13 protein-coding genes and 1 pseudogene are annotated in these 18,427 nt (G+C 74.2%); 8 read left to right on the top strand and 6 right to left on the bottom strand.

Features of this window, described 5'->3' with window-relative positions; all coding sequences use genetic code 11:
• Together ACFYZY_RS28025 and ACFYZY_RS28020 are read left to right on the top strand one after the other, a co-directional pair.
• The coding region (locus ACFYZY_RS28025; RefSeq protein ID WP_388699548.1) for an STAS domain-containing protein at positions 1 to 387 on the top strand (387 nt) is incomplete at its 5' end.
• A gap of 186 nt (positions 388 to 573) precedes the next feature.
• Positions 574 to 2,238, top strand: a complete 1,665-nt coding sequence (locus ACFYZY_RS28020; RefSeq protein WP_388699546.1) for a PP2C family protein-serine/threonine phosphatase — start codon at positions 574 to 576, stop codon at positions 2,236 to 2,238.
• Between the two features lie 91 nt (positions 2,239 to 2,329).
• Here ACFYZY_RS28020 and ACFYZY_RS28015 read toward each other — a convergent pair whose 3' ends face one another.
• Entirely contained in the window at positions 2,330 to 3,388 is a 1,059-nt protein-coding gene (locus tag ACFYZY_RS28015) for a Gfo/Idh/MocA family oxidoreductase (RefSeq protein WP_388699544.1), read from the bottom strand.
• 161 nt (positions 3,389 to 3,549) lie between these two features.
• Between ACFYZY_RS28015 and ACFYZY_RS28010 the strand changes: the two genes are divergently transcribed.
• The 3 genes from ACFYZY_RS28010 to ACFYZY_RS28000 all read left to right on the top strand — a co-directional run bounded on the left by ACFYZY_RS28010 (position 3,550) and on the right by ACFYZY_RS28000 (position 6,475).
• Entirely contained in the window at positions 3,550 to 4,293 is a 744-nt protein-coding gene (locus tag ACFYZY_RS28010) for a GntR family transcriptional regulator (protein WP_388699542.1), read from the top strand.
• A gap of 209 nt (positions 4,294 to 4,502) precedes the next feature.
• Positions 4,503 to 5,444, top strand: coding sequence for a TIM barrel protein (locus ACFYZY_RS28005; protein WP_388699540.1), 942 nt, complete (start codon positions 4,503 to 4,505; stop codon positions 5,442 to 5,444).
• A gap of 170 nt (positions 5,445 to 5,614) precedes the next feature.
• The gene (locus tag ACFYZY_RS28000) at positions 5,615 to 6,475 is read left to right on the top strand and encodes an MBL fold metallo-hydrolase (protein ID WP_388699537.1); all 861 of its coding nucleotides are present in this window, start codon (positions 5,615 to 5,617) and stop codon (positions 6,473 to 6,475) included.
• 262 nt (positions 6,476 to 6,737) lie between these two features.
• Here the strand turns inward: ACFYZY_RS28000 and ACFYZY_RS27995 are convergent, their stop codons facing one another.
• Positions 6,738 to 7,652, bottom strand: a complete 915-nt coding sequence (locus tag ACFYZY_RS27995; RefSeq protein ID WP_388699535.1) for an SDR family NAD(P)-dependent oxidoreductase — start codon at positions 7,650 to 7,652, stop codon at positions 6,738 to 6,740.
• On the opposite strand from ACFYZY_RS27995, the gene ACFYZY_RS27990 reads away from it, so the two are divergent.
• Entirely contained in the window at positions 7,651 to 8,463 is an 813-nt protein-coding gene (locus tag ACFYZY_RS27990; RefSeq protein WP_388699532.1) for a reverse transcriptase N-terminal domain-containing protein, read from the top strand. The genes ACFYZY_RS27995 and ACFYZY_RS27990 overlap by 2 nt on opposite strands.
• Before the next feature lie 146 nt (positions 8,464 to 8,609).
• Here ACFYZY_RS27990 and tpg read toward each other — a convergent pair whose 3' ends face one another.
• Entirely contained in the window at positions 8,610 to 9,167 is a 558-nt protein-coding gene (tpg, locus tag ACFYZY_RS27985) for a telomere-protecting terminal protein Tpg (protein WP_388699530.1), read from the bottom strand.
• Positions 9,168 to 9,178: 11 nt separating this feature from the next.
• Positions 9,179 to 11,464: pseudogene (gene tap / locus ACFYZY_RS27980) on the bottom strand (telomere-associated protein Tap).
• Positions 11,465 to 11,928: 464 nt separating this feature from the next.
• Between tap and ACFYZY_RS27975 the strand changes: the two are divergent.
• On the top strand, positions 11,929 to 13,803 hold the full coding sequence (locus ACFYZY_RS27975; RefSeq protein WP_388699559.1) for a flavin monoamine oxidase family protein: 1,875 nt from the start codon (positions 11,929 to 11,931) through the stop codon (positions 13,801 to 13,803).
• Between the two features lie 59 nt (positions 13,804 to 13,862).
• On the opposite strand, the gene ACFYZY_RS27970 is transcribed toward ACFYZY_RS27975, so the two are convergent.
• Both ACFYZY_RS27970 and ACFYZY_RS27965 read right to left on the bottom strand, forming a co-directional pair.
• Positions 13,863 to 15,782, bottom strand: a complete 1,920-nt coding sequence (locus ACFYZY_RS27970) for an NAD-binding lipoprotein (RefSeq protein ID WP_388699528.1) — start codon at positions 15,780 to 15,782, stop codon at positions 13,863 to 13,865.
• Positions 15,783 to 16,010: 228 nt separating this feature from the next.
• Entirely contained in the window at positions 16,011 to 17,210 is a 1,200-nt protein-coding gene (locus ACFYZY_RS27965; protein ID WP_388699525.1) for an alpha/beta hydrolase family protein, read from the bottom strand.
• Positions 17,211 to 17,542: 332 nt separating this feature from the next.
• Here ACFYZY_RS27965 and ACFYZY_RS27960 point away from each other — a divergent pair, with 332 nt between their 5' ends.
• Complete coding sequence (locus ACFYZY_RS27960) at positions 17,543 to 18,349, top strand: S1 family peptidase (RefSeq protein WP_388699523.1); 807 nt, start codon at positions 17,543 to 17,545, stop codon at positions 18,347 to 18,349.
• The last annotated feature ends 78 nt before the right edge of the window (positions 18,350 to 18,427 follow it).

Raw genomic sequence — 18,427 nt, 5'->3', positions numbered from 1 at the left:
CCCCCCCCCCCCCCCCCCCCCCCCCCCCCCCCCCCCCCCCCCCCCCCGCCCCCCCGCCCCCCCCCCCCCCCCCCCCCCCCCCCCCCCCCCGCCGGCGGCGGGGGGGGGGGGCCCCCCCCCCCCCCCCCCCACGCCCACTCCGCCGTCCTGCGCCGGGCGGTCGAACACCTCGTCCTGCGGCCGGGGCAGCGCCTGGTCATCGACCTGACCGGGCTGGAGCACTGCGATTCCACCGGCATCACCACGCTCCTGGCGGCCCGCCAGCACGCGATGACGGCCGACGCCGTCCTCGCCCTGGCCCGCGTACCCGCCAACACCCTGCGCGTGCTGCGCATGACCGGGCTCGACCAGGTCTTCACCCTCCACCCCGACGCCCCCACCGCCTGAACCCGGACCCGAACCCGGGCCGGGGCGGCCGGGGGACCGGCGCGGTCCGGTGCGCGGCCGTGTGAGGAAGTCGTCGCGGGCCGTTTCGGCATTGCACGGGGCCGGGGGATGCGCGATGGTTGCAGGAGGCAATCTTTTTCGAACGGCAGAGAGGTGGTGGGGTGCGCACGATGCGTCCCCCGGCTTGTGATCCCTTCCCCGGGAACCCCTGACAGTCCGCGCGACGGTGGCGTCCGCACCGGTCCGGCGTGGAGAGACGCCCCCTGTCCCGTCCTCGTCGCCGACGCGGCCGGGAACATCGTCGAGACCAACGAGGCCGCGCGCCGTCTGCTCCTCCGGGCCTCCGGAGACGGCGGGGACCCGGCACCCGACGGCATGCCGGACCGGCTCGCCGGGGCCCACCGGCGCCCGTGGCCGGCCGGAGAGCTGCCGGACGCAGTCTCGGGCACGGTGGCCGGCCGCGCGTTCGACGCGCATCCCTCGTCCGGGGAGGACGGGCGCGTGGTGTGGTGGCTGGTGGAGAACGCCGGCCCGCGCACGACCGGGCGGGCGCCGCGCGGCGAACGCGAGCCCACCGCGTTGCCGGCGGACATCTCCGACGCGCTGTTCTCGTCGCTGAACGTCGAACGGTGCGCGGAGACGACGGCCCGTACGGCCGCGGACCACTTCGCCGACGAGGCGGTCGTCGTCGTCCCCGCCCGGGGAGGCCGCCACGCCCTGACCCACGCGCGGGCGGGCGGCGCCGTCACCCGGCGGGTGGTGACGCTCGACACCCGGACGGTTCCGGGACTGACGGAGGCGCTGCGGGGGTTCCCGCCGGTGCCGACGCGGTGGATCGATCCCGCGGACATCCCCGAGGGAGCGGTGCCGCCCGGTTTCACGGGCCCCGCCGGTTCGGTGGTCGTCACGCCCCTGTCCGGGCACGGAGCCCTGATCCTGCGCTCCCGGGGGCACCGGGCGTTCACGGACGCCGAGGAGGTCTTCGTCCGGCTGTTCGCCGCGCGGGCCGGGGCCGCCCTGTCGGCGGCCAGGCTGTACGCGGAGCAGACGTCGATCACGGCCACCCTGCTGCGGGAACTGCTGCCGCCGCGGCTGGGGCGGGTGCACGGGGTGGAGTACGCCGGCATCTACCGGACCTCGCAGGAGCACGAACGCGTCGGTGGCGACTTCTACGACGTCCACCCCGGCGCGGACGCCTCGCAGGAGACCTTCGTCGTCCTGGGGGACGTGGCGGGGAAGGGCCTGGAGGCCGCCGTCCTGACCGGAAGGATCCGCAGCGTGCTGCACGCGCTGCTGCCCCTGTCCGGAGACCACCAGCGCGTCCTGGGCCTCCTCAACGACACGATCGTCAACTCCCACCACACCCGCTTCGCGACCCTGGTCCTGGCCTCCGTCCGGCGCCACCCGGAGGGGGTGCGGCTGCGGCTGACCAGCGCCGGGCACCCGCCCCCGCTGATCATCCGCGCGGACGGGAGGGTGGAGGAGGCGGACACCGACGGCACCCTCGTCGGCGTCCTGCCCGAGATCCGGGCGCGAAGCGCGGAGGTGACGCTGGCGCCGGGGGAGACGTGCCTGCTGTACACGGACGGGATCACCGAGGCCCGCGGCGGACCGCTGGGCGACCGGCTCTACGGCGAGGAGAGGCTGCGGAAGGCGCTGGAGGAGTGCGCGCGCCTGCCGGCCGAGGCGGTGGTGGAGCGCGTCCAGATGCTGGCCGCGCAGTGGCTGGGCGGCGGCCGCCACGACGACATGGCCACCGTGGCCGTCACCAACCCGGTCGGCGGCCACGGGGCACCCCGCGTCACGGATGGCGAGGAGGACCTGCGCCCCCGCGCGGAGGACCGGTGGTGACCTCCGTCCCCGCGCGGCGCGCACGGCCCCGGCACCGGAGCGGCCGTTCCCGTTCCGTCCGCTCCCGGGTCCGCTCGCTCCTCGACTCCGCTCACTTCCCGGGTCCGCGAACCGTCCGGGAGTCCTCGCCGGGCGAGCCTCCGGGCCGTCCGGCGGTCCCGGCCGGGACCACCCGTACCGGACGCCCCGTCGCCCGTGAGCGCGTGGCCGCCTCCGCGACGGCGAGGGCCGCGCGCGCGTCCCGGCCGGTGCAGGGGCTCGTGCGCAGACCGGCGACCACTTCCGTGAACGCGGCGAGTTCCGCCCGGTAGGCGTCCCGGAAGCGTTCCATGAAACCGGGGTACGGGGTGCCGGTGTCCCGGGCGGGACCCCCGGCCGGGACCAGCGGGGTGCGCTCGGTCAGGCCGGCGACCAGCGAGCCCTTCGAGCCGCAGACCTCGAGGCGCACGTCGTACCCGGCGCCGTTGTAACGGGTGGCGGTGCAGACGGCCAGCGTCCCGTCGTCCAGGGTGAGGACGCTGACCCCGGTGTCGACGTCGTCGGCGGCGGCGAAGAAGTCCTCACCGCGGTTGGCCCCGGTGGCGTACACCTCGACGACCTCGCGTCCGGTGACCCAGCGGACGGCGTCGTAGTCGTGCACCGAGCAGTCGCGGAAGATGCCGCCGGAACCGGAGACGTAGGAGGGCGGCGGCGGGGTGGGATCGGCGGTGCAGGCGCGCAGGGTGTGGGTCCAGCCGAGGCGTCCGCTCGCGACCGCCTCGCGCAGCTCCCGGTGCCCGGCGTCGAAGCGGCGCTGGAAGCCCACGTGCAGCGGCACGTCCGAACCGGCGAGGGCGGCGAGCACCGCGTCGGTCTCCGCGAGACCGCCGGCGACCGGTTTCTCGCAGAAGGTGGGCAGCCCGGCACGCCCGGCCGCCAGGATCAGATCCGCGTGGGTGGCGGTGGAGGAGGCGATGACGACCCCGTCGAGTCCGGCGCCGAACAGGCCGTCGAGGTCGCCGGCCACCTCGGCGCCGGTCCGGTCGGCGACCGCCCGGGCGGAGCGTTCGTCGGTGTCGTGGACGACGAGGGAGCCGACCGCGGGAAGACCGACGAGGGTCGCGGCGTGGAAAGCGCCGATCCGGCCCGTACCGATGAGTCCTATGCGCATGCTGGGTGAGCCTTTCGTGCGGAGAAGGGCGTCCGGGGACGACCGCCGACAAGAGGGCGCTCCCCATTGTTATTACATAAGGACGTAAGAACGTGGGGACTTACCGAATTCGGGAGAACGCGCCACACTGTGTGGGCGCACGCCGCGCGCGGGAGGGTGACGTGGAGCAGGTCGCGAAGTTGATCAAGATCGACCGGAGCAGCCCGGTCCCGTTGTACTTCCAGTTCGCCCAGCAGTTGCAACAGCTCATCGAGAACGGTGTGTTGCCTCCCGGGACCAGGCTGAGCAACGAGATCGCCCTGGCCGAGCAGTTCGGGCTCTCCCGGCCCACCATGCGTCAGGCCATGCGACACCTCGTCGACAAGGGGCTGCTGACCCGCAAGCGCGGGGTGGGCACCCAGGTCGTCACCCACCGCGTCCGCCGGCAGACAGAGCTGTCGAGCCTGTTCGACGACCTGCGGCGCGACGGCCGCCGTCCGGGCACCAGGGTGCTCTCGCTGGAGAGCCGGCCCGCCGGGACGGAGGTCGCCGCCGCCCTGCGGATCGACGAGGGGGACGCCGTGCTGGTGATCGAACGGCTGCGGTTCGCCGACGGACAGCCCCTGGCGCTCCTGCGCAACCACCTGCCGGCCGGCCGGATCGACCCGACCGCCGAGGAACTGGCCGACACGGGCCTGTACCGGCTGCTGCGCCGGTCCGGCACCGACCTGGTCACGGCCGAGCAGACCATCGGCGCCCGCCGGGCCACTTCCGCCGAGGCCGCGCTCCTGGAGGAGTCCCGCGGCGCCACCCTGCTCACCATGACCCGTGTCGCCCACGACGGGGCCGGGACACCGGTCGAGTACGGCACCCACGTCTACCGGGCTTCGCGCTACTCCTTCGAGATGACGATCGCCGCGCGCTGAGCCGCGCTCCGCCGTGGGCGGTCCCGCCCGGGGGCGGACACCCGGCGACGGGACGGAAGCCGGCCGCTCGGATCGCGTCACGGCCCGGCGGGCACCGTAAGGCACGATGTCCTGACATGTCGTTGACAGGCGTCGTCCGACGGGGCAGGCTCGTCCGCGGACGAGCCGGGCACCGGACCCGTACCCCGCCACCGGAAGAAGGACGTGGTATGCGCATCACGCCGCCCGGCTCCGACGCGCCCCTCGTCGGACGCGTCGCCGGCGCACCGATCTCCTGGGGCGTGTGCGAGGTCCCCGGCTGGGGTCACCAACTGGCGCCGGACGTGGTGCTGCGCCAGATGCGCGACATCGGCCTGGCCGCCACCGAGTTCGGTCCCGACGGCTTCCTGCCCGACGCCCCCGCGGCCAAGGCCGGGCTCCTGTCCGCGTACGGGCTGCGGGCCGTGGGCCAGTTCGTTCCCGCCGTGCTGCACGACCCCGGTCACGATCCGCTGCCCCGCGTGCGGGCCGCCCTGGCGGACCTGCTCGTGGCGGGCGCGACCACGGTCGTCGTCGCGGCCGCCGGCGGCGGTGACGGCTATGACGACCGCCCCGCCCCGGACGCCGAAGGCTGGAACACCCTGCTGGCCAACCTCGACCGGATCGACGCGGCGGCCGCCGGCGCCGGCCTCACCGCCACCCTCCACCCGCACGTCGGCACCCTGGTCGAGACGGCGGAGGAGACCCGGCGCGTCCTCGACGGCTGCGGCATCGCCCTGTGCCTGGACACCGGGCACTGCCTCATCGGCGGCGGCGACCCGGTCGACCTGGCCGCCCGCGTGCCCGACCGGATCGCGCACGTCCACCTGAAGGACGTACGACGGCACCTCGCCGACCGGGTGCGTTCCGGGGAACTCACCTACACCCAGGGCGTCGCGGCGGGCATGTACGCGCCCCTGGGCGCCGGCGACATCGACGTCGCCGCGATCGTCCGCGGGCTCGAAGCGCACCGCTACTCCGGCTGGTACGTGCTGGAGCAGGACGCCGTCCTCACCGCCCCGCCCGGACGGGACGGCGCCCACGACCCGCTGGACGACGCGCGGGCCTCCCTCCGGCACCTCCTGACCCTCGCGGAGACCGCCGCGGGCCCCTCGCGCCCCCCGGAGGGGTGAGCCGGCGAGGCCCACGGCCCGGGGCCCCGCACACCCCGGTCCGGTTGTGTTGACGTGCCTCAGGCCCTCTGGCAGGGTGACGCTGCACACCGGGCGGGGAGTTCGATCTCGAGCGCGACCGACGACCCGGTGCCGGACAAGACGCGGTCGCGGTCTTCGAGCGGGGGTCCATGCTGAAGCAGGTCGCCGAGGGCGTACTGGTCCACCAAAGTGAGTTGCTCGAGAACAACACCGTTGTCGTGCAGGGCGGGGACGGCGTGCTGCTCGTGGACGCCGGGATCACCGGCGCCGAAATGACCTGCCTGGCGAACGACCTCCGTGAGCTGGGCCAACCCGTGGTGGCAGGCTTCTCGACGCATCCCGACTGGGATCACGTGCTCTGGCACGCCGAACTCGGCGAAGCGCCTCGTTACGGCACGGCCCGCTGCGCGGCCTTCATGCGGGACGTGTTGTCGAACGCGGACTGGAGGGCCGGCGTCACCGAGGGGCTGCCGCCGGAAATCGCCGAGGACACACCGCTCGCCCTGTACGGCCTCATCACCGGTCTGCCTGCTGGAACCGCGCAGCTTCCCTGGGACGGCCCCGAGGTGCGGATCGTCGAGCATCCGGCGCACGCCCCGGGCCATGCGGCGCTGTTGATCGAAGACCGCCGAGTTCTCATCGCCGGCGACATGCTCTCCGATGTCTTCGTTCCCATGTTCGACGACACCGACAACCCGATGGAGGACTACCTCGTCGGGCTGGGAGTCCTGGAGGGCGTGGCGGACGGCGTCGGCGTCCTCATCCCCGGACACGGATCCGTCGCCAGGGGCGAGGAGGTACGCGCAAGGATCGAACGGGATCGGGCGTACGTGGAGGACCTGCGTGACGCCCGGATTTCCCGCGATCCAAGAGTCGTATCGCCCAAGCCCGGCTGGGAGTGGGCCCGCGACATTCACGAAGGGCAGGCCCGAAGCCTCGCCCGGGGAAGCGAGCGCGAGGGGACGCCTGACCAGGGATCCTCTTCCGCCGAGGGACGCCCCTGCCGGTGAGCCGTTCCCGTCCCTTCTCTGTGGGGCGAAACAGCGGGCCGGTAAGGGTGTGCAACGGGACGAGGCCCCGCGTCGTGCTCCTGAACCGGTCCGGGGTCTCCGCCGCCTCCTGGGCAAGCGGCCCCCCGGCGCGACGTCCTACCGAGTTCTCCTCGGCGGCCCGGGCGCCGTCCTCACCGCCGTGCTTGCTCGTCCTCTGTCCTCCCCCTCGGCCGTCAAGTGCGGGGGAACGCACTGAACCCGCTCCAGCACCGTCAGGCCCTCAGACGGCGGGGACAGGCGCGACGCCGGTCAGCTCCGTGCTCGCCTCCCACAGCCGACGTGCCGTTTCGGCGTCCTCCAGCTGGGCCCACAGCCGCTCGCGGTGCGGCCGGCCCCGCAGCCCGAAGACGCGCGGGCCCCACAGCTCGCCCCCGGCGATCCGGGGGTCGAGCACCGCCCGGACCGCGGGCCGGGCACCCGCGTGCTTGCCCTGGAGGACAAGTGCGGCGGCCGTCCCCCGCAGCGCCGCCCCGGCCTTCCGTACATGGACCGGCGGCCGCGACGGGGTGAGCGAGTCCAGCGCACCGCCGGGATGGACCACCACGCTCGACACCGTGCTGCCCACGGCCCGCAGGCGGCGGTCGAGTTCCAGGCCGAAGTGCATCTGGGCCAGCTTCGACCGGCCGTAGGTGCGCTTGGCCCGATAGCCGGCCCGGGACTGCAGATCGTCCAGGTCGAGCCGCTCGGACTTGGCGGCGAAACTGCCGACGGTCACGACGCGGGCGCCCGGCGCGGCCTCCAGCAGCGGCAGCAGCCAGTGGGTGAGCGCGAAGTGCCCGAGGTGGTTCGTTCCGAAATGCATCTCATTGCCGTCCCGCGTCTCCCTTCGCTCCAGCCCGTCGAGGAGGACGCCGGCATTGTGAACCACCGCGTCGAGGCGCTCCGCCCCCAGGGAATCCGCGGTTCCCCGCAGCGAGCCGAGGTCGGCGAGGTCCAGGCCCACCGAACGCACCCGCGCACCGGGCACCCGCGCGCGGATCGCTCCCACGGCGGCCTCGGCCCGCTCGGCGCTCCGGCTGCCCAGCACCACCGTGGCGCCGGTACCGGCCAACTGCTCGGCGGTGAAATACCCGATACCCGCGTTGCCGCCGGTGACCAGATACACGCGGTCGGCGGCGGAAGGGATCTGAGACATGGCGGAAACTCCCGTGAGGTGCGACGGCGGCTCCCGGCGGAGCGACCCGGCGCCCACGCTGCCACCGGTCTCCGACATATCACCGACAACCATCCGACAGGGCGGAGCCGGCTGCGCGTTCACGCGCAGCCGCACGACTGCCGAAGACCACCGGCCACGACGGCAACTGCTTGGTCCGCGACCGCCGCGGAGCGTCCCACAGGCCCCTCATCCTCAGCGACCTTCGGGTGACCGAGCCCGGAGGGAGGACACCGCCGGTCCCGGGGAGAGGGGGCGCCCGCCCCAGCCGCGTCGTACTGGTGCGGAACGTGGAAACCCCGACGGGGTCCGAGCCACTGGCCCGGTACGCCAACCGCAAGGGAGGCCGAAGTCCCCGGCGGGAGGAGGAAGATCCGAGAAGCGAGGGCCGGCGGGCCGAAAGACCGGAGGGAAACGGGAGGGGGCCTTCACCCGCTGGGCCGAGTACGAGGAGAACGTACGGCGGCTGAGGCGGAGGATCTTCAGGGCGACGCAGGACGGGGACCTGAAGAAGGTCCGCAACTCGCGGAAGCCCATGCTGCGGAGTCGCGGCAACACCCTGATCAGCGTGAAGCGGGTGACGCAACAGAGCAGTGGTCGCACGACCGCTGGCACCGACGGGGAACGAGCCCTCACGCCGGAGGCGGGAGGCACCTTGGCGGCCGGGACCATTCGGTCGTCGAAGCCCTGGAAGGCCAGGCGGTCAAGCGAGTGTTCATCCCGAAGGGCAACGGGAAACAGCGGCCACTCGGCATCCCTGTCATCCGTGACCGGGTCCTCCAGGACCGCGTGAAGAACGCCCTGGAGCCCGAGGGGGAAGCGCGGTTCGAACCGGGTGCGGGGAAAGCTCGCACGTCCGGTTCCGAGGGGCCGGGGATCAGCGATGGTCTCGGCTGCCCGACCGCACCCGGCCCGCGCGCCGGCCCCGGGTCCACGGGGCTACAGGCCGAACTCCAGGTGCTGGATGTCGGTGAAGCGGACCCCCTCCAGGCTCCCGGCCCGCCTGCCCCCGTCCTGGAAGTAGACCTCCCTGAGCGCCTCGGCCGCGATCTGCCGGAGCCGGTCGTCACTCGCGCCGGCGTCCTGGGCCTCGAAGAGACGGGCGGCGTGGACGGGGGGCGGGGCGACGGTCAGATGGCGGACGCGGTCCTGGTCGGTGGAGCCGATCGGGGCGGTGTAGCCCATGCGGGCACGGGTGTCGATGACGATGCCGTCGGTGGTGGCCGCCCTCCTGCGGGCCCCGGCCCTGATCTGCGGCTGCCACCGTGCCTTCACCTCGCGTTCCAGACGTGCGGCGAGGTCCGGACGGGGCTTCTTGATCTGGTCCTTCACATACCGCTCGACGGTGCGCCGGGAGACCCGCAGCAGCCGGGCGACGTCCTTGGTGCCGCCGAGCCGCTTGACCAGGTAGCGCATCTGCGCGCCGGCCGACTTCGGGACGGGGCGGGTGAACGCCTGGTGCACCGCCTCGTCCAGGCTGTCGCCGATCAGACCCATCGCCCTTTTCCCTACTCTCCGTCGTCGGCGTCGGTGACGGTGCCGTCCTTGATGTACCGGGCCAGGTTCAGCTCGGGCGCCCGGAACCGCTCCCGCACCCCTTCGCCCCACAGGACCGTCTGGGTCCCCTCGTGCTTGACCGGGCCCGGGTTCACGCCGAGCTTGAACCCGCCCGGCAGGGCCTTGCCGTCCCGGTGGGGCAGGAAGTCCAGCGGGCTCTCGCCGTCGGCGGCGTAGACGACGCAGTCCGACAGGACCGCGACGGGGTACTGGCCGGTGAACGCGGCGTGCCTGACCATCTTGCGGTGCAGGTTGATCCGGGTGCGGGAGATGACGGCCGCACGGATGTCCGGCCGCCAGGTGGGCCGGGACAGGGCGCGCCACGGCTCGCCCGGCCGCCAGCCCTCGCCCCGGGGCCGTTCACGGAGTTTGCCGATGCCGCCCTTCACCGTCGCCTTGACGGCGGAGACGACGAGCGCGAGGTCCGGGTCGCGGTCCCTGTAGCCCTCCATCTCGGCGAGGAACCGCTCCGGGCCGGTGTCGGTGTGGACGCCGAGGTCGGCCATCGTGGCGAGATAGGCGTCGCGGAGGCGGGTGTACCAGCCGTCGAGATAACGCCCGTTGTCATGGCGGACGTACGCCTCGACCGGACGCACCTCGTAGCCGAGCTCGACCGCGTAGGCGACGGCGGGGGTGGCGTACCAGGCGGGCCCCCCGGGACGCTCGCCGCTCGGTGTGAACGGGCTCGGCAGCAGGTCACCGTCCAGCTCGGCCCACCTGTCCTTGCCGACCTTCACCTCCGACAGGTCGACGTGGGAGAGGTCCACGAGCCAGGAACCGGGCAGCTTCGGGTCGAACACCGGCGCCTCGACGCGCGTCGGCGCGCCAAGGCCGACGACCAGGCCGTTGGCGCCGGCCGCGAAGGCCATGTTGACGTCGACGCCGACCAGGAACCGGCGCGTGCACTCCTCGTCCGTCATCGGCCGCGCCCAGTCGTACGCCTCCTCGAAGAGCTTCTCGGCCGGGCCGCGGACGTGGAAGGGCGGCAGATCGGCGAGGACGGGGTGACCGTCGGGGGGCCTCGCACGGCGCCGGGTCCACCGGGTCCTTGCCCAGGGAGCCGGGGTTCTTCCCGTCGGCCTGCCGCAGCGCACCGGTCTCCGGGTCGCGCACGGCGCGGGTCGGCGGGTGCAGCGCGGTCATCAGCTCCAGACCGGTCACGGCCGTCGAGCCGCGCGGCGTCATCACCCGCGACGCGTACGCGCCCATGACCCGGGCGAGTTCCGCCGGCGGCAGTGTGGCGGCGTGGCCCCAGTGCCGGGTGTCGAGCGCGTTCCACGACGGGAGGCACAGCTGCACGCACCGTCGTTCCGTTCCCTGGACGGGCCGGTAGATCCGGGCCCACGGCCCGAAACCGCGCTTGGTCAGCTTCCAGTCGGCGCGCGCGAGCTGCTTGACGGCCTTGTGGCCCTCCGGGAGCCGTCCGGCGTTCCGCTCCGCGTCGGTGAGCGCGGCCGGCAGGCCGTAGCGTTCGCACGCGGCGGCGGTGAGGACGAGGAGGGGATCGGCCGGCCGGGGCCGGACAGCTTCGGCTGCCCGAGCCGGGCCTCCTCCAGGGTCCACTCCACCAGCGCGGGCAGGGACTTGGCGGGCACGCCCAGGACCGCGCCGCCGACGCAGTGCGCCCGTACCCGCCCGGTCCCGTCGGCGTCGACGACCGCCAGCGGCCCGTTGACGAACCGGGGGTCGGCCCCGCCCGGCGCGGCGGCGACCGCCGGGGCCGCCTCCGGCGCCTCGTCCCGCCGTGCCGGCGCCGCGTTCCCGGCCGGGCGCGCCGACGCCTGCCCGGCGGCCGGGCCGCCGGAGGAGAGGGGGGCGGGGGCGGTCGGGACGGCGCCGTGTCCGGTCCCGTCCGCCGTCCGCGGGGCCGGCTCCGCGGGAACGGTCCGTGCGTCCGACGCGGGGGCGGCCGTGCCGGTGGACGTCTCCGGGGCGGTCACGGTGCCGGGGAGCGCCGGAACGGCCACGGTCTCGTCCGGGCCGGTGTCACCGGCGGGGGCGGGATAGAGCTTGGCGAGTCCGTCCAGGAGCCGCGCGTACGCGTCGCGTTCGGGCGGGCGCGGCTCGGTTCGGCCCGCCTCCCAGCTGGTGACCGTGGCCCGGCGCACCTTCAGCGCGGCCGCGACCTCGTCGACCGTCAGCGCGTGGGCCTGCCGCAGGCGTTTGCGCTCCTCGGGCGGCGTCAGCGCGGCGCGGGACGCGAGCAGCGCGTCGACCGCGTCGAACAACTCGGACATGAAAGGTCCTCCCGCGCGCACCATATCCCGCGAAGCGTGCTTCTCGCGTACATGTGGCGTGCCTGAGGCGCCCATATCGCGTTCGGGGGCGGAAGCGGAAGCGGAAGCGGAAGCGGAAGCGGAAGCGGAAGCGGAGGTGGAGGTGGAAGCGGGGCTCAGGGACGCGCCGGGACGGTCCCTGACTTCACCGGCCCCGGGCCTCACCCGCCTCCGGACCCCGCCACCCCCTCCGCGCCGGGGCCCACAACCGTTCCCCGCGCCCGCCCGTGCGAAGGCCAGTTCGTCAGTCACGAGCCGCGCGCGCCACACGTCCGGGTGCCAGTTGCCTCCCCCGGTGGCTTTTGGGCACCGAGGACCGGTGGAACCGGAAGAGTTGATCCGTGATCACCCACTCGCTTCCCAGTCCCGATCCCGCCGGCGATCCCGAATCCGGGCCCGTCCGGCGGCCCTCCCGCCGTACCGTCATCGCCGGCGCCGCCGCGGGAGCCGGCGCGCTCGCCGTCACCGCTCCCGGCGCCGGGGCCTCCCCGGCGGCCCCCCGTCCCGCCGCCCCTTCCGACTGGGACGCCTGTCTCACCGTCGCCCGGGCCCTCCTGGTGCGGGACGACGACGACCTGCCCCTCGTGCCGCGCTACGCGGACATCCTGCTGAGGACAGGCCTGCCCCGGCCGAACGGGGGAGGGGGCCGCCGCGGCCGCAAGGTGCTGATCGTCGGCGCCGGACCCGCCGGGCTCGTCGCCGCCCATCTGCTGCGCCGGGCCGGTCACCGGGTCACCGTCATCGAGGCCAACGGCAACCGGGTGGGCGGCCGGATCAAGACCTTCCGCACCGGGGGGCACGAGAAGGCCCCGGCGCCCTTCGCCGACCCGAAGCAGTACGCCGAGGCCGGCGCCATGCGCATCCCCGGCAGCCACCCGCTCGTCACCGGCCTGATCGACAGCCTGGGCCTCGAACGCCGTCCCTTCCACCTCGTCGATGTCGACGGGGCCGGCCGTCCCGCCTACCGCACGTGGATCCTCGTCAACGGCGTCCGCGTCCGCCGGGCCGACTACGCGCGCGGCCCGCAGGCCGTCAACCGCTCCTTCGGCGTCCCGGCGGCCTACGAATCCGTTCCCGCGGCGCAGATCGTGCGCGACGCCTTCGCCCCCGTCCGCAAGGAGATCGAGGGCAGGAAGGACAGGGAACTGGTCGAGGGCTGGGCCCGCGTCTTCCAGCGGTACGGCCACATGTCCATGTTCCGGTACCTGACGGAGGTGGCGGGGCTCGACGAGCGGACCATCGACCTGATCGGCACCGTCGAGAACCTCACCTCCCGTCTCCACCTGGCCTTCGTGCACAGCTTCATCGGGGCCTCGCTCATCAGCCCCGACACCGCCTTCTTCGAGCTGCCCGGCGGCACCGCCACCCTGGCCGACGCCCTCTACGACCGGGTCAAGGACCTCGTACGGCTGGACCGCCGCGCCACGCGGATCGCGCACGGCGACGGCAGGATCACCATCGACACCGTCTCCGAGGGCCGGGGCCCCGGGCCGGTGGAGCGCGAGACCTTCACCGGGGACGCCGCGATCATCACCGTCCCCTTCTCCGGACTGCGGCACATCCCGGTCACCCCCGCGCTCTCCTACGGCAAGCGGCGCGCGATCACCGAACTCCACTACGACGCCGCCACCAAGGTGCTGCTGGAGTTCAGCCGCCGCTGGTGGGAGTTCGACGAGGCCGACTGGAAACGGGAGCTGGAAGCGGTGCGGCCCGGCCTGTACCGGAAGTACCAGCTCGGGCAGACCCCCACGGACGGCAGCCTGCTCGGCGCGCACCCCTCCGTGCCCGAGGGGCACATCTCCGCCTCCCAGCGCGTCCACTACGCCGCCACGCGCCTGGTCTCCCGCGACCAGCCCGAGGCCGCCGGGGTCATCGGCGGCGGCTCGGTCACCGACAACCCCAACCGCTTCATGTTCCAGCCCTCCCACCCCGTCGAAGGCAGCCCGGGCGGAGTGCTCCTCGCCTCCTACAGCTGGTCCGACGACGCCCTGAAGTGGGACTCGTTCGACGACGAGGAGCGCTACCCCCGCGCCCTCGCCGGGGTGCAGGACGTGTTCGGGCAGCGGATCGAGGTCTTCTACACCGGCGTCGGACGCACCCAGTCCTGGATGCGCGACCCGTACGCCTACGGCGAGGCGTCCGTGCTGCTGCCCGGCCAGCACACCGAACTCTTCCCGCACGTCCGCGAGGCCGAGGGGAACCTGCACTTCGCCGGGTGCCACACCTCGATCAAGCCCGCGTGGATCGAAGGCGCCGTCGAATCCGCCGTGCGGGCCGCCCTGGAGGTCCACTCGGCGTGAGGGGCGACCGTGGGGCGGGCACACCGTGCCCGGCCCACGGCACGCGCCGGTCCCCGGGGTCAACTCTCGGCCAGCACGATCAGCCAGTCGCCCGCGGCGAACCGGACCCGGCACCTCTTGTCGGGGTTGACCCGCACGCCGTAGTCGGGGGCCGTGGCGGCCGACGCGCGCCGCCGGTACCCGACGGCGCACTCACCGCGCCGGCGCGCCGACTCCACGGCGGTGGCGAAGGAGACCTCCCGGTCGAGCCGGACGTAGTCCCCGGCCGGCTTCAGGTGGAACTCGCTCCCCTCGGCGGTGAACAACTCCTCGAAGACCGAGGCGAGATAGCCGCTCTCCGAGATCTGCGTCATGAGGAGGCTGATCAGCCTGCCGCTCACGATGAAGTCGGCGCCCGCCCGGACGGGCGCGAGCAGCCTGTTGCCGTCGTCGGACATCTCCGTGGTGAGGTCGAGCTCCCGGGACGCGGCGTCCCCGATCGCCCGCAGGTGCAGCAGGGTGACCAGCGTGCGGTCGTCCGACCCCGATTCCGCCCCCGGTTCCGTCTCCGTGCCTCGCCGCGTCGGCAGGCCCGTGTCGCCCATGACGATCACACCGTCGTACGACACCACGTCCAGCGCGGCCAGTACCCGCGGATCGGTGATGTCCCCGCAGCGGAAGGTGACGTCGAGGTGTTCCCGCGCCGGGACGTCGCGGACGGCGTCGCCCACGGCGGCGTCGTCGCCCCGCGCCACGACGTCCAGGACGGTCCCTGGACTCACGTACTGGCCGAGTTGCTCCACGACGAGCGGCGCCCGCCGGTTCCAGCCGAGCAGGAGCAGACGCCCGGCGACGGACGCCCGGGGGCGGGCGACGACGATCGCGTCCTCGTCGACGCAGGAGGACGCGTCCTCCGGTACGGCCGTGTCGTCGTCCCGGGTGATGACGACGATCCGGTCGTCCGCGCCGATCGTGGAGCCGGGATCGGGATTGAGGGCGACCACGCCGTCCGCGCGCAGCAGACCCACCACGGACGACGTGGTGAACGCCAGCAGGGCCTCGCCGAAGGGGCGTCCGGCCAGGTCCCCCGCCGCGGTGGTGTAGAACTCGTCGCCCTCGAAGTCCAGCAGTTCCTGGTACACGAGCGAGAGGCCCGGCTGGAGCGCGGTCTGGACGAGGAGCCGGGCGACGACGTGGTCGATGCACAGCACGTGTCCGCGCGGCCCGGCGGCCAGCCGGGCGGTGAGGTGGTTGCGGGCGTCGCGGACGGCGGCGACCACCACCGCCTTCCCGTCGCCGGGAGCGACCGCGCCGAGGGCGAGCAGGGTCTTCACCACGTGGGCGTCACCGTCCTCGTCCTCGGGCGGCAGGACGAGCACGGACTTGGCGGTCTGCGGGCTGACCCTGGACAGGACCGGAGGGTCGGTGGGGTGGCCGGTGCGGCAGATGATCCGGGTCGTGCCGGGGTCCGTGACGCGGGTGGCGATCCCCTCCTCCATCCCCACCTTGTCCCGGGGGGCGAGAACGGCGATGGCCGCCCGCCGCTGGTTGGCGTTGGCGCAGACCAGCTCCCCGATGACCGGGAAGATCTGGTCGGACCAGCCCAGGATGACGGTGTGCCCGGCCTCCAGGACCGTGGAATGGCCCAGACGGAGCGACCTGACGCGCTGGTCGATGCCCGTGGTGATCAGGCTGACCAGTGTCGACACGAACAGCAGGGCCACCAGGGCGAGCGACACGGAGGTCAGGACGTAGAGGGGGGAACCGACCGCGCCGCCGATCTTGAGCGTCTGCCCGACGCTGACCCACACCGCCTGGAGCCGGCCGGTCAGCGAGGCCGGGGCTTTCCGGTCGGCCCAGACCAGAACCGCGCTCGCCGGGACGACGACGGACAGACAGGCCAGGGTCAGCCATCCGATCAGCGCGGCGGTCCCTCCCGCCACCAGGTTGTCGAACCGGTACCGGAGGCGTTGGCGGAGGGTCGTGTGCTGCTGCGCCACGCGGGCTCCCGTGTATGAGACGTGCCGACCGGGCGGCTGTCGGCCGCTCGCACGCTCACCTTAGGGATCATGCGACGCCGTCCGGCGCGAAGCCGCCCGCCTCACCCGGAGGTGTGAACCGGAGTCAGATGGGGGACGGGCCGGGACCGGCGGTACGGGCCGGATCGGGCCCGGTACGGGACGGACCCGGTGGTGGGCCCGTCCCGCGTCCGGTCGTCCGTCCCCGGTTCAGGGACGGTGGAACCGCACCTCCGGGTGGGCCGGGTCCGGGCCGTCGAGGAGCGGCTGGTCCCTGTCCCGCAGGTGTTCGTCGAAGAAGGCGGCGAGGTACGCGCGGGTGACCGCCACCGCCCGGGGCGCCGGGAGGGCGTCGCCGGGAAGGCCGAGGTGGCTCAGGAGCACGGGCGCGTCGGAGAAGGCGAGGTGGCCGGAGCCCTCGACGGTCAGCCAGCGCTTCTCACCGCCCAGGGCCGCCCAGGTGGTGTCCCAGGAGGTGTCCCCGCCGCCCGGCCGGTGGAACTCGTCGGTCCCCAGGAACAGGAAGGGGCGTCCGCCGAGCCCGTCGGCGGGCGGCGCGTCCCAGAACGAGCCGTCCATGTTCGCCCCGGCGTCGATGCGCCCGTCGGCGGCCATGGCGGTGGCGGCGCTCGCGCCCCCGATCGAGTGACCGGCCATGCCGATCCGCGTCCGGTCGATGGAGGACGCGTACCGCCAGACGGGCCGGGGGCCGGTCAGCCGGTCCAGGACGAACCGGGTGTCGGCGGCCCGGGCCCCGGTCACCAGGTGCCCCAGGGACCAGTCGTTCTCCTCCATGACGGTGCAGGCGACGCAGGTCAGGGTGCGCCCGCCGGGCACCGACGTGCCGGACGACTCGTAGGCGTGGTCGAGCGAGGCGACGACGTAGCCCCGGGAGGCGAGGTCCACGGCGAGGCCGGTGAGGGTGAACCGCGGCATGCCGAAGCCGGGCGAGAGCACCACCAGCGGGTGCCGTCCCGGAGCGGGACGCGCGTCGACCGCGCTGTGCGTACGGGCCAGCGCCACCCGCCGTACCGCCTCCGGGTCCTGCACCGACACGCCCTTCAGGAGCAGCCGGACCTCTTCCGGGGTGGCGTACGGGGCGGGGCGCCCCGGGGTGTGCCGGGCGGTCGCGGGGCGGGCCGCGGGGTAGTGCAGGGTGACCATGAGTTCCCGGCCGTCGGCCCCGGGCACCCAGGGGTCGGTGCGGGAGCGGTCCACGAGGTGGAGGACGGAACTCCCCACCCCGTACGGCCCGGTGGGGGCCGGCAGCCGCATGCGGTCGGCCGGCCGGTCCGGGGTGTCCGCGGCGGCGGGCGGCGGAGCGGGAGCGGCGGTGGCGCTGGCCGTGGCGGGTAAGGCGACCGCGCAGGCGAGGAGGAGGGCGGTGGCCGCCCGGGTCAACGTGTTCATGCCGGGGACGCTACGGTCCCGGCCCCGGGGCCCGCGTCCTCCTGCGGTCGCGACCGTCGCCGGGGCCGTACATCCCCGGGCGGACGCCGCTCCCTCCACCGGGCGGGGGAGGGAGCGACGTCCGGCCCGGAGTGGTCCGGGCCGGCCCTCCGGCGCGGGAAGGGCCTCCTGCCGCCGCCCTCGCGGTGCGACGCGGTCGAGGGGAGGCCGGGACACGGCCGAGGCCCGGCGGACGGACGGCGGGGCCACGATGCGGTGGAAAGGACGCCCCCGTGTCGTCCACCGGACAAGTCCCCGGGGCGTGCCCCGGGTGGACAGGAATGAGGTCACTCGTGCGCAGGTCGACAAACCGACTGACGGCCGTCTCGCTCGCGGGCGCCGGCACGCTCGGCAGCGTGCTCGCCCTGGCTCCCTCCGCCTCGGCCGTGGTCGGCGGGACTCCGGTCGCGGACGGGCAGCGGCCCTTCGTCGTGCAGATCGAGAGGCGGGCCGAGGACGGAACCTGGTCGCACTACTGCGGGGCGGTGCTCATCGACAGCCGCGTCGTGGCCACCGCGGCGCACTGCTCCAAGTTCGCGGAACAGGGCAGGGAGACGATCCGGGTGGTCGTCGGCCGGACCGACTCGCGTGCTCCCGGAGGGACGGTGGTGACCGCCGACCGCTTCTCCGTCCACAGCCACCCCGGGTTCGACACCACGACCAACACGGACCTGGGGCTCATCGTGCTCGACAGCCCGGTGTCCCAGACCCCGGCGGCCCTGCCCGCCGCGGGGGAGAAGCCGCGCCCGGGCCGTCTGGTGCGCGTCGCCGGCTGGGGGCGGACCGACCTCGCCGACGAGACCAAGCCGACCCGTCTGCGGGAAGCCGTGCTGCCCGTCCAGAGGTTCGACACCGAGGGGGGAATCTGGGACAAGGAGTTCATCTGCGCGGGGACCGCCGGGACGCGGGTGGCGCCCGGGGACAGCGGGGGACCCCTGTTCGAGACGAAAGGACACGGCAAGGCGGTCGCGTACGGCCTCGTGACCGGTGAGACGAACACCTGCACCGGACTGTTCACGAACCTGGCCGACCCGGCCGTCTGGAAGCCGTTCCACGACGTTCTCGCCTCTCGCGGGCTCGGGCACGTCATCCCGAAGTAACCACGTCCGAAGCCCCGTTCCGCCCCGCGGAGGCTCGGTGGCCGCCGCGCACGCCCGGGACGCCCGGACGTGGCGGAC

It is taken from the genome of Streptomyces sp. NPDC001744 (assembly GCF_042892575.1).
GTDB lineage: Bacteria > Actinomycetota > Actinomycetes > Streptomycetales > Streptomycetaceae > Streptomyces.
This window is presented reverse-complemented; position numbering and strand designations above follow the sequence as displayed.